We start from the raw sequence: 11,143 nt of genomic DNA on the forward strand, positions 1-11,143 counted from the left end.
ACCGCCGCGCCGGCCTACCAGCGCCAGGCCGCCTCCTTGGTTCAGGTCCAGAAATTCGAGGCGGCGCTCGAGCGCATCGGCTTCGCCATCGCCCTGGCCCCGGACAACGCGGACTACCCGCTCTTCCAAGCCAACACGCTCCAGGCCATGCAGCGCCTGCCGGAAGCCGCCGCCAGCTACCGCCGAGTCCTCACGCTGCGCCCCACGGATGCTGTGGCCAAAACCAACCTGGAACTGGGCGAGCGTCTGCTCGCCGACGCGGCGGGAAAGCCGCTCTCGAAATCGCAGCAAGCCGAGCTCTTGCAGGCGGTCGTCACGCAAAAGCGCTCCGCAGACGGGGTGTTCCTCGCCAGCGCGCTCGCACGCCAGGACGACGAACGCCTCGCGAAAATGAAGGAGCAACTCGCCCCGGCCACTCAACAACCCCAGTGGACCGACACGCGGCTGGCCAGGCGCGAAGACGGCACGGTCACGCTCGATCTTTCGGACCTCGCCCTTCCCGACCTGGCCTTGTTGCACGACCTGCCGATCAGCGCGCTGAACATCGCACGCACCGGAGTGACCGACTTCACTCCGCTGGCGGCGCTGCCGCTCACCAAGCTGGATTGCTCCGGAAATCCGCTGGCCGATCTCTTGCCCTTGAAAGGCAAGGCCCTCGAAGAACTCGCGCTGCGCGACTGCCCAGTGACCGACCTGACGGTGCTTCAGGGGATGCCCCTCGCGACGCTCAATCTCGCCGGGACGCCGATCACCTCCCTCGAAGCGTTGCGCGGCCTGCCCCTGCGGCGGCTGGATTGTTTCGGCTGCCCGCAACTCACCGACTTTTCCCCACTCACCACTCTCCCCGCACTGGAGACCCTGAATCTTCCCACGCAATTTACCGATCTCGCCCTGCTGCAAAAAATACGCACTCTCCAGCGCCTCGGCAGCGGCGATTTTGGAACCGGCACGGCCGCCTTCGACAAGGTACCCACCGTCGCCGCCTTCCTGGCCGCGCGCGGCCAGCAGCTCGCCCTCCTCAGCAGGCTGGCCCCGCGGCTGGAACAGTTGCGCCAGACCCTGCGCCAGCTCGGTGCGCCCGAGAGCAGCATCACTGCGGTGTCGGTCGGCGTCGATGGTTTCATGGACCTCGATCTCACCGCGCTCCCGCTGGATAATCTCGCGGTCCTGAGCGGGCTGCCCATTCGCCGCCTGGTCATCAAGAGCACGAAGATTTCCGATCTCACTCCTCTGCGCGGCCTGCCGCTCACGACCCTCGAGGCCAGCGACACCGCCATCAAGGATCTCACTCCACTCGCCGCGTGTCCCACCTTGCTCTCGCTCGACGTCAGCCAAACCAGCGTCACCGATCTCCGCCCGCTGGCCGCCTTGAAGAAGCTCGATCGTCTCGCCATTTCGAGGACCGCCGTGCGCGACCTCGCGCCGCTCCAGCACCTGCTCTTGCGGGAACTCTATTTCGACGACACCAAAGTCGAGGAAGTGTTTCTCCTCGCGACCTGCCCCGCGCTGACCAGCATCACCATTCCCGGCGCGCTGCGCGACCCAAATCCCCTGCGCCGGATGCCCGCGCTCCAGCGGATTTCAAACACCCGCGATCCCGTCCGGGGCCTTCCCACCCAAAGCACCGCGGAGTTCTGGGCGAGCTACGATGCGGGCGGCAAAACGCGCGAAGCCGAGGAAAAAATGAAACCGATACTGGCCCGGCTGCGCTCGTTGGATGGCTGGACGGAAGACCGGTTTCAGAAACTCCCCGACGGCACCTACCGGTTGAATTTGAGCAGGCTGCCCGTAGCCGAAGTCACCTTTCTCCGCGACTTGCCGATCTCCAACCTGGACCTGTCTTACACGTCTGTGACGCGCATCGGGCCGCTGGCCGGGTGCCCGATGCGCCAATTCAATGGGGACAAGCTCGCCATCGCGGACCTCTCGGTGCTGAGCCGGTGGCCCCTGGAGCGGCTCGAGTTCAGCCCAACTGCCTCCGGGGATGCGAAAGTCCTGCACGGTCTCAGCAAATTACGCTACCTCGATATGGAGAACTGGACGGGGTACTACCTGCCGCTCGACCTCGGCCCGCTCCGTGGCCTGCCACTGGAATTTTTTAAATGCTCCGCCCTGGCAGGACTTTCCTTCAAGCCCTTGGAAGGCGCCCCGCTCAAGGAACTCATTCTCCTCAATTGCGAGACCGTGGGTGACCTGCAGCCATTGCGCAAGATGCCGCTGACCACGCTCGTCATGGAGGGCACCAGGGTGTCCGACATTGCCAGTCTGCGCGCTCTCCCGCTCACCATCATCAACCTCAAAAACTCGCAAATGCGGGACGTCGCCTGGCTGGCGGGCTGCAACACCCTCGAAAACATCATCCTTCCTCGCAACGCCATAGGCATCGACAAACTGCGCAACCTCCCGAACCAGAAACGCATCGGCTTCGAGGCCAAAACCCTTCACGACCCCGGGCAAAGTGCCGGGGACTTCTGGGCCGAGTTCGACAAATCCAAGAAGCCGTAGATCCAGCTTCGCCCTATTTTTGGGGTGCTTGGAAAAGCAGCGGGAGGAAGTCGTGGAGGTAGTGCCGCCAGTTGGTCCAGGTGTGGCCGCCTTTGCTGATGTGGGCGCTGTATTTAACGTGGTGATCGTTGAGCAAGGTCTCGAGGGCCTTTTCGCTGGTGAGGAGGAAGTCGTCTTCGCCGATGCCGATCCAGAAGAGCGAGAGCTGGTCGTTGGCCTTGTCGAGAAAGGGGCCGTAGGTCTCGCCAGCGTTGTCGCGCACGCCCGCGCTGAAGACGCCGAGCCAGGCGAACTGGTCCATATGTTTTATGCCGACGCTGAGCGTCTGGAATCCGCCCATCGATAGGCCGGCGAGCGCGCGGTTGGCGGCGCCGGGGGCCACGCGGTACTGCTTCTCCACGGTGGGGATGATTTCCTGGAGCAGCGCGGTTTCAAAGTCATTCTCGTGGCCGGCTTCGCGCGGGTAAGTGCCGTTCGGCATCACGATGAGCATCGGCTTCGCCTTGCCGGTGGCGAGGAGGTTGTCGGCGATCAAGTTGGCGCGGCCCGAGACCATCCAGCCATCGTCCGTATCGCCGGAGCCGTGCAGGAGATACAGCACGGGGAAGCGGGCGGCGGTCTGCTGGTCGTAACCCGGCGGCGTGTAGACGCGGAAGCTGCGCGGAGCCTCGAGCGACTTCGACCAGAAGGTGTGGATGGTGACGTTGCCGTGGGGGATGTCGAGGGGCTCCCAAAACTCGGCGGGATGGGCGGGCACTTCCACCATGCTGGTGTTGGGACGCAGACCGGTTTTCACCCACGCATTGGCCGGGTCGAGGGTGGAGAAGCCATCGACGTCGAATTGGTAATCGTAGATCTCCGGCGCGAGGTCCTCGACGGTCGCGGTCCACACTCCTTTCTCATCGCGCTGCATGGCCACCGGGTCCTTGCGGCCATTGATCCGCACATTCACCTGCTGCGCCTTGGGCGCGGCGAGGCGGAAGGTGACTTTGCCCTGCGCGACTTCGGGCGAGACGAGACGCTGCTCGGGACGGCGCGGTGCGGCGGGTTGCTGGGCGAAGGTCGTAGCGGTGAAGGAGACGACGATCGCGAGGGAGAGGGCGAGCGATTTCATAGTAGGGAGATCCTGTCGTTGCGGATGGGATTTTTTATCGGTGGGATCGAGTGGGAGCGGTGGGATTTTCTCTGTAACGCGGGTGGGATCGCGGTGGGATCGCGGTGGGATCGGAGGTGGGAGAGGAGTGGGAGCGAACTGATCGTGTTCCATCTTCTAGACCACGCCATTGACGACGTTTTCCAGCGGCTCGCCGCGCACGGCAGCGAGGGCGATGCGCGCCGAGGTCGCGCGCATTTCCAGCTTCGATTCCACGCTGCAAAAAGCCGCGTGGCAGGTGACGATGAGGTTGGGCGTGGCGGCCTCTTCCGCGCTTTGCAAGGGCTCGTCCTCGACCACATCGAGACCCGCGCCCGCGATGCGGCCCGCGCGCAAGGCGTCGAGAATGGCGGTCTTCTTGATCACCGCGCCGCGGGCGGTATTCACCACAAACGCGTCCGGCTTCATCAGAGAGAGTTCGCGCTCGGCGATGAGATGCCGCGTCTCGCTGGTCAACGGGCAATGCAGCGAGACGACGTCGGACTTCGCCAGCAATTCATCCAGCGTGCGTACGCGGGAAATGCCCACGGCCTTGTCCGCGCCATTGGGCAGATAGGGATCGTGGAAAATCACCTTGAAGCCGAGCGCCTTGGCGCGCAGGGCGGCAGCGGTGCCGATGCGGCCGAGACCTACGACGCCAAAGGTCAGCTCCCGCAAGCGCCGGAGCCGGGGCTCCACGCGGATGGTCCAGCCGAGTTGCTTCGCCTCGCGATCGAGCGGAAAGAGCTGGCGGCACAACGCGAGGGTGAGCGCGAGGGCATGATCGGCCACTTCCTCGGTGCCGTAATCGGGCACATTGCACACCGCGATGCCGCGCTCGCGGGCCGCAGCGATGTCCACCGAATCGAAGCCCACGCCATTGCGAATGAGCGCCCGGCAATTGCGCAGCCGCGCCAGGCCGGCCGCGCCGACGGGCGTGTTGTGCCACACGATGAGCACATTCGCGCCGCAGATCTCGTCCGTGAAATCCGCGTCGCTCGAACAAAGATAGCGCCGCACCTCGGCGGCATCGCCGATGACCGCGCGCTCGGCCGTGCATTCCGGTTCGCCGAGGGGGGACTTCGCCCAGTCGATGATGCCGATGAGGGGTTTCCGGGTGGTCATACGTTTCGGACGAAGGTGATCGCGCGTGGGGGAATGGGGGAAGGGAGGGCGGTGTTTGGTGCTATCAGTCCCGCCGGGATGGGAAAGGGAAAAATCCGCCACCTTAAATCGGCTTAAGGCAGCTTAAGGCACCTTAAATTCACCTATCGGCGCCTTTTCTTTTTGGGTCTGGAGTGGTCGTGCCGGGCGGGCGGCGGACTCTTATTTCGAGCTGGGCCAGGTCACCGCTGCGGGTAGTCGTCAGGTGGATTTGCATGGCGCCATTTAAGCATACCTCCCGCGAAAATGTGCCTGCCTCCATTGGCTCCATTGGCTCCATTGGCTCCATTGCGGAAAAGTTCGTCAATCTTGCTTTGCCGCGCGGAAGCCGATGACATGCCGGCCATGCAAATGAACCTCGCTGCGCAAAAGGTCGTCGTCTTCGGAGCGGCCCGTGGGATCGGCCGCGCCATCGCCGAGGGCTTCGTTGCCGAACGCTGCCAGGTGTGGGCCTTCGATCGCGATGCGCAAAACACTCCCCTGCCCTCCGCGCACGCCAACCTTGCCGGCGATGTCACTTCCTATGACGAAGTGCGCGCTGCCGCGGGAGAGATCGGCGACGTCGACCATGTCATCTATTGCGTCGGCGTGGGCTCGGGGAAATTCGGGTTTCCCTTCTGGAACCTGGAGCCCGGCGACTGGGCACGCGTGATCGAGATCAATTTGATCGGCGCGGTGAACGTGGCGCACGCCATGGCGCCGAAGCTGATCGCGCGCGGGCAGGGCTCGATGCTCTTTCTCGTCTCGGTCGCCGGCCAGATCGGCTCGCAGACCGATCCGCCCTACAGCGCCGCCAAGGCCGGGCTCATCAATTTCATGCAATGCGCGGCGAAGGACCTCGCGCCGCACGGCATCCGGGTGAACGCGCTCTCCCCGGGCATGGTGCAGACCAGCTTGAACGAAGCGGTGTGGAAAGCGGGCCAGGCCAATCTTCCGCCGGAACAGCGGCAGGATTACGCGACATGGGGCGGAGAAAAGATCCGCAAAGTCTCCCCGCTCGGTCGCTGGCAGACGCCCGCGGAATATGCCGCGATGGCTGTGTACCTCGCTTCGGAACACGCCCGCAATATCACTGGCCAGACGATCAACATCGACGGCGGGCAGGTGATGCATTCGTGAGGGGCGGGACGCTCGCGAAGCGCTCGAAAAAAACGTTGTCATCCTGAGCGAAGTCGAAGGATGACAGGGATTTTAACGCTGCTCGTAGAGCAGGAACAACCCCGAGTGGTCCACATCGCCCAGGCCCCGCTTTTCGACCATCTCCTCCCACTGCGCGCGGCAGTTATCGAGGGTGGGTGACTGAAAGCCGAGGGACTCGGCGAGCTCGCAAATCAAACGCACGTCCTTGAGTTGCAGCGCGGAGCGTCCACCGGGCGTGAAGTCGCGCCGCACCATGCGATCGCCGTGCAGTTGCAGGATGCGGCTTTCGGCAAACCCGCCGAGCAAGGCTTCCCGGGCGCAGGCGGGGTCGACCCCGGCGAGTTCCGCAAGCCGCAGGGCTTGGGCGACGGCGTCGATGGTCTGGGCGACGATCAGTTGATTGGCGAGCTTGGTCACCTGTCCGGCGCCGACAGGGCCGAGATGGGTGATGTTCTTGCCCACCATTTGCAGGATCGGCAGGGCACGCTGAAACGCCGCTTCGCTCCCACCCGCCATGATGGTCAGCGTGCCGGTCTCCGCACCCACTTGTCCACCCGACACGGGCGCATCGACCCACGACACCTGCGCGGCAAATTGCTTCGTCGCCGGAACGCCCGTGGTGCCGAAGTCGATGATCATCGCACCTGCGTGCAATCCCTCAATGAGGCCACCCGCGCCGAACACCAACTGCTCGACGACTTCGGCAGTAGTGAGATTAACGCAGATGACACCCGCGCCGATTTCGCGCGCGAGTTCCGGCAGCGTCGAAGCCCGCCGCAGGCCGGCAGCGACGGCGGCTTCCGCGGGGCCAGCGCTGCGATTCCAGACGACCACATCGGCGCCCGCTTCGTGAAGATGCCGCGCCATCGCCCGGCCCATGTTACCGAGCCCGACGAAGCCAATTTTTTGCCCGGCGAGAGTTTGGTCTGTGGAAGGAGGCGGCATAACGGCGTGAAGCTGTAATCAATCGAGGGGGTCCATGGCGATGGAATCTCTGCCGGAAATTTTACCACGAAGGGGCAGAAAGAATCCGGAACACTTATGGCCTGTGCCCCTTTTCTCCCTTCGTGTATTCGAGCCTTCGTGGTGAATCTTCCTTCGGAGCCACTTTCCGCGTCTTTTCCTCTGTAAAGACAAATGAACGACAAACGGTCACCCCGCGTCTAATCTGGCATGAAGAACATCCTGCTCAATTCCCTGGAAAGCCTGCTCTCGGTCAAGAGACAGCGGCTTTCCCTGACCCGCTCGATGCGGTCGCGGATTGTGCTGAAACGCGAAATCCATCATCTCCAGCACGAGATCGAAGAGCTGCGAGCCAAACCCCTTTGAGTGTACCGAAAGGATTTATGATATGATCTTCCTCTTGTTTCTGACGATTCTCTACGCCGGTAGTTTCTATCTGCTCTGCGGCCGCGCTTCGGAGCAGTGGTGACGTCTCGTGGACTAACACCGCGAGGCCGGGTTTTTGTGCTGCTGAAACGCCAGCACCGATGCGCATGCATCGGTGCTTGGCAGCAGTAGGCGGTTCGTGTCGAATCGGCTGAACCCCAAGCAATCCCTCCCCATGAAACATCTCTCGTTGCTCGCTCTCGCTCTCCTCGCCATCGCGATCCCTGCTCATGCTGCCGCGCCTCCCGGCTGGACGGATGATTATGCCAAGGCCGTGACTCAGGCCAAGGCGGAGAACAAGAAGCTATTGCTCGATTTCACCGGATCGGACTGGTGCGGCTATTGCATGGTCCTCCACAAGGAGGTCTTTAGCACCGCCAAGTTCAAGGATTGGGCGAAACAAAACGCGATCCTGGTCGAGGTGGACTTTCCCCGAAAGAAACAACTTTCCAAGAAGCTCCAGGCGCAGAATGAGGAATTGAAGGGCAAGTTTCCCTTCAACGGATACCCGACCATCGTGGTCCTGGACGCGGACGGCAACGAACTGGGCCGCAAGACCGGCTATCATCCCGGCAGCGGACCGGACGCGTACCTCGCGGAGCTCGACGCGGCGCTGAAGAAATAAGCGGGCGTGTTAGGATGGGGCGCACCCCCACCCCGTCATCCCTAGTTCATGACAGCTTCAAAGAAGGCACGCCCATCGTGCCTTTGTGGTAAGGCAAAGCGCTTTTACTTGCGTGCGGTCGCGGCGGCGGCGGCGGGGCCGAGACGCTTCTTGCCGATCGCGAGGTCATCGATCCAGACGGTGAAGCCTTCGCCGGTGGCGGCCTGGTAATTCGTCCAACCGACGGACAACGTATCGAACTTCGCCGGGATTTCGACGCCTTCAAATTGGCCGGCGCCTTTCTTCAAGCCGATGTCGGTGACTTCCTGGCCGTTGAGGAAGAACTGGTAGGTCTGCGTGGCGTTATCCGCATGCCACTCGATCATCGTCCATTCATCGTTGAAGTTTTGCGTGGTCTTGGCCCCGACGCCGAATTCCTTCCGCAACTTGGGCTGCACATTGTAGAGATACTTGAAGGCGCCGGTGCCGTTAACCGACAGGCCGGCGAGACGCACTTCGATGGGGTCGTTGGCCAGGGGGCTGGTGCACTTGCCCGCGACCAGCGTGGTGTGGATGGAGGCGGTAGTTTTGCCTTCCGGGATGAGCGGCAGCGGCGTGGGTGTCTTGACCTTGTAATAGAACCGGCCCCACTGCTCGCCGCCCAAGGCCGCGACCTTCTCGGGAGAGAGGCTGATGAAGCGTCCGCCCTTGGTGGCTGGCTCGACCTTCAGCGAATGTTTGCCGCTGTGCGCCACATCCTCGGCCACCCCGATGGCGCCGGTCTTGGTAAAGCCGGCCGGGATTTGGCCCACGGCGACGGATTCAAAATCTTCGGAGATCACGGCATCGGACGGAGGGGCGGGGACGACGGCGCGGGACGAAGCGACCGCGAACAGCGCGGCGGACAAACAAAGGAGGGAACGTTTCATGAGGGGAGTGATAGCAGGCGACGCATCGTTGCGAAGCGAAAATTCCGGGGGTGGAATCCCGGACCACCGGAAGAAGAAAAAACCGCCGAGACGCCGAGACGCAGAGGAGGAAGGCGGAGAGATGACACGGATGGGCACGGATTTCCGATGTGATGCGTCATTCAAATCCATCGTGTTGTCCGTGCTATCCGTGGCTCGATCATCTTTCCCTCTCCGCGCCTCCGCGCCTCGGCGGTTTCTTACACCAGCTTGGCGCTTTGCGCGGTGGCCTCGAGGAGCATTTGATCGGTGACGTAGAGCCGGCGGGCCAGTTCTCTCACGAGGTTCATCATGAGCAGCGCGAAGAGTTCGATGTCCTCGTGTTTCAGTTGAATCAACGCCCGCCGCGAAAGCACCATGACCTCGCTATCGACCGCGGCGAGGGCGGTGGCGGTATGGCAATGCATCGACATGAGCGACGCCTCCCCGAAGCTCTCCCCGCAGTGCAGTTCGTGTTTGTTGATGGTCACGTCCCTTTGCCGGATCTGGATATGGATTTCGCCGCTCTTGACTACATAGATGGCCGACGGCTCGTCGCCCTTGTGAAAAACAAATTCACCCTCCTGCAATTTCCACAGCTCCAGGCGGCGAAAGACCGTCTCCCGCTGGGCCTCGGTGACACCGCGAAGATCCGCAACTGGGAGATGATTGCACTGACCGACGCGAAGTCGGTCAAGGGGGCAGGACGAATCATCTGGCACAATCTAACGCATTCCCGGACAGATGAAAGCCGAAGTATGTGGTGACGAAGGGCTTGTCCGGGACGGCGGGAGCGTGTCATGCTTTCGGCCCGATTCGTCTTTTCCGCACTCATGCTCTACTCACTCGCAGGCCAGGTTTCATGATGCGCCTCCCGGGATGGTGAGCAGCAGCCCCGCACTGCAATGATGCCGCCATCGGTGCAAAACCGTGAAGTAACACAGGGCAGGATCGCTTTCCTCGGCTTCTGCGCCATCCTGTTAGGCATCGAGGTCGCGACGAATGGTTACTTTCGCGCGCTCAATTCGGACGAAGCGCAGCACTACGCCCCGGCGATTGACTTCGTTACGAAATCCTTACCGCACCTTTCGCTCCGCGATTATCCGTTCCCCGGGCCACCGCTCGCCTTGTGGGCGCAAGCATTGGTGGACAACTTCTGTCGCGGGATGCTCAGCGTCCGCATCTTCTCGACCGCCTGCGCGGTGGCGCTCGGCGCCTACTTCCTTTTGCGCGCCGAATCCATTCGGCGACTGCCCGCCCTTGGCCTCCTCGCGATCCTCACCTTTCCGTTCTTCCTTTGGAACGCGTTCACGATCAAGCAGCATACTTTCACGGTCGCGTGTCTCCTCGTGGGATTGGATCAATGGTGCCGGGCGGAGGAAGAGCGTTCCCGCAAGAGCCTGACGATGGCCGGTGCTTTTTTGACGGCGGCGGCGCTTTCCAATCAGTTTTGCGCGCCTTTGTGTGCGGCGCTCTGCGTGGCTGGCTTGTGGCGCGGCAAACGGCTTTCCCGGGCGGAGATCGGCGGGATCGTCGCGGTGGCGGTGCCCTTGGTGTGTCTCGGCCTGCTGATGCTGGTGTGGGGCGGAAAACAGCCTCCGGCCTATGTCGATCCCTGGCCCGCAGATCTATCGAACGACTGGCGGCAGCACCTCGCGCAATGTGTGCTGGGAGGCATTTCCGTGGGCGCGTGGATCGGAGTCCTGCGGTTTGAATTTCGGGCGCACATCCGGGTGCTCGCGCTGGCGCTCATCCCCAGTCTGTTTCTGGTGTGGCTTTCGCGCCTGTATGCACCCGCGGGGAATTTTTGGACGACGGCACAAGGGCCGATCAGCACCATCCTGTCCGTCTTTTCCCACCGCGCGCCGTGGCTGACCCTCTTCCTGGCGGCAGTGCTGATGGCGCTGGCCGTCTCCGTGTGGGTGTCGCCCGGCTTGAACGCCCCGTGGAACGGCCGGTTTCGGATCCTGGTCGTGGGATACCTCGGGACTGCGGCCGTGGCCGTCCCCTACTTGTTTGAGAGCTATTACCTCTTGCTCGTCATGCCTTTGTTGTTCCTCGTGCTGCGTTATCCCGGCACGCTTCTACCCATGAGGCTGCGCACGGTAATCCCCTTGGGAGCAATGATTTGTGCCGGTATCGGCTACGCCATCTTCAAGCTCAAGCAGCCGAGCTAGGCAGACTGGGAAAAGAGAGATGGTGCGCGCTACAGGGTTCGAACCTGTGACCCCTACCGTGTCAAGGTAGTGCTCTACCACTGAG

The 11,143-nt window shown here is 62.6% G+C and carries 9 protein-coding genes and 1 pseudogene; 5 read left to right on the plus strand and 5 right to left on the minus strand.

Translation table 11 applies throughout. The features are described from left to right. Positions 1–2,505, plus strand: a pseudogene (locus tag ABJF10_RS24400) (hypothetical protein); the annotation flags it as partial. A 13-nt stretch (positions 2,506–2,518) separates the two neighbouring features. Here the strand turns inward: ABJF10_RS24400 and ABJF10_RS24405 are convergent. Both ABJF10_RS24405 and ABJF10_RS24410 read right to left on the minus strand, forming a co-directional pair. Next, the gene (locus ABJF10_RS24405) at positions 2,519–3,619 is read right to left on the minus strand and encodes an alpha/beta hydrolase-fold protein (RefSeq protein ID WP_348547234.1); all 1,101 of its coding nucleotides are present in this window, start codon (positions 3,617–3,619) and stop codon (positions 2,519–2,521) included. A 156-nt stretch (positions 3,620–3,775) separates the two neighbouring features. Next, positions 3,776–4,762, minus strand: coding sequence for a C-terminal binding protein (locus tag ABJF10_RS24410; protein ID WP_348547235.1), 987 nt, complete (start codon positions 4,760–4,762; stop codon positions 3,776–3,778). A gap of 375 nt (positions 4,763–5,137) precedes the next feature. On the opposite strand from ABJF10_RS24410, the gene ABJF10_RS24415 reads away from it, so the two are divergent. After that, positions 5,138–5,920 carry an SDR family NAD(P)-dependent oxidoreductase gene (locus ABJF10_RS24415; RefSeq protein ID WP_348547236.1) on the plus strand — a complete coding sequence of 261 codons (783 nt, stop codon included), beginning with the start codon at positions 5,138–5,140 and terminating at the stop codon, positions 5,918–5,920. Between the two features lie 72 nt (positions 5,921–5,992). On the opposite strand, the gene ABJF10_RS24420 is transcribed toward ABJF10_RS24415, so the two are convergent. Next, the gene (locus ABJF10_RS24420; RefSeq protein WP_348547237.1) at positions 5,993–6,886 is read right to left on the minus strand and encodes an NAD(P)-dependent oxidoreductase; all 894 of its coding nucleotides are present in this window, start codon (positions 6,884–6,886) and stop codon (positions 5,993–5,995) included. Between the two features lie 228 nt (positions 6,887–7,114). On the opposite strand from ABJF10_RS24420, the gene ABJF10_RS24425 reads away from it, so the two are divergent. Then, positions 7,115–7,270 (plus strand): hypothetical protein, encoded by a 156-nt coding sequence (locus ABJF10_RS24425; protein WP_348547238.1) that lies wholly within the window; start codon positions 7,115–7,117, stop codon positions 7,268–7,270. Positions 7,271–7,505: 235 nt separating this feature from the next. Beyond that, a complete protein-coding gene (locus ABJF10_RS24430; RefSeq protein WP_348547239.1) occupies positions 7,506–7,955 on the plus strand; it encodes a thioredoxin family protein in 450 nt (149 codons plus the stop codon). A 104-nt stretch (positions 7,956–8,059) separates the two neighbouring features. Here the strand turns inward: ABJF10_RS24430 and ABJF10_RS24435 are convergent, their stop codons facing one another. Together ABJF10_RS24435 and ABJF10_RS24440 are read right to left on the minus strand one after the other, a co-directional pair. After that, the gene (locus ABJF10_RS24435; RefSeq protein WP_348547240.1) at positions 8,060–8,863 is read right to left on the minus strand and encodes a hypothetical protein; all 804 of its coding nucleotides are present in this window, start codon (positions 8,861–8,863) and stop codon (positions 8,060–8,062) included. A gap of 239 nt (positions 8,864–9,102) precedes the next feature. Beyond that, positions 9,103–9,603, minus strand: coding sequence for a cyclic nucleotide-binding domain-containing protein (locus ABJF10_RS24440; RefSeq protein ID WP_348547241.1), 501 nt, complete (start codon positions 9,601–9,603; stop codon positions 9,103–9,105). Positions 9,604–9,786: 183 nt separating this feature from the next. Between ABJF10_RS24440 and ABJF10_RS24445 the strand changes: the two genes are divergently transcribed. Further along, positions 9,787–11,058, plus strand: a complete 1,272-nt coding sequence (locus tag ABJF10_RS24445; protein WP_348547242.1) for a glycosyltransferase family 39 protein — start codon at positions 9,787–9,789, stop codon at positions 11,056–11,058. The last annotated feature ends 85 nt before the right edge of the window (positions 11,059–11,143 follow it).

Origin of the sequence: Chthoniobacter sp., from assembly GCF_040003245.1 — a bacterium.
Lineage (GTDB): Bacteria > Verrucomicrobiota > Verrucomicrobiia > Chthoniobacterales > Chthoniobacteraceae > Chthoniobacter.

Coding starts and splice junctions, on each gene's coding strand:
- ABJF10_RS24405 (WP_348547234.1), bottom strand. CDS start 3,619: ATGAAATCGCTCGCCCTCTCCCTCGCGATCGTCGTCTCCTTCACCGCT.
- ABJF10_RS24420 (WP_348547237.1), bottom strand. CDS start 6,886: ATGCCGCCTCCTTCCACAGACCAAACTCTCGCCGGGCAAAAAATTGGC.
- ABJF10_RS24415 (WP_348547236.1), top strand. CDS start 5,138: ATGCCGGCCATGCAAATGAACCTCGCTGCGCAAAAGGTCGTCGTCTTC.
- ABJF10_RS24430 (WP_348547239.1), top strand. CDS start 7,506: ATGAAACATCTCTCGTTGCTCGCTCTCGCTCTCCTCGCCATCGCGATC.
- ABJF10_RS24435 (WP_348547240.1), bottom strand. CDS start 8,863: ATGAAACGTTCCCTCCTTTGTTTGTCCGCCGCGCTGTTCGCGGTCGCT.
- ABJF10_RS24425 (WP_348547238.1), top strand. CDS start 7,115: ATGAAGAACATCCTGCTCAATTCCCTGGAAAGCCTGCTCTCGGTCAAG.
- ABJF10_RS24410 (WP_348547235.1), bottom strand. CDS start 4,762: ATGACCACCCGGAAACCCCTCATCGGCATCATCGACTGGGCGAAGTCC.
- ABJF10_RS24445 (WP_348547242.1), top strand. CDS start 9,787: ATGATGCCGCCATCGGTGCAAAACCGTGAAGTAACACAGGGCAGGATC.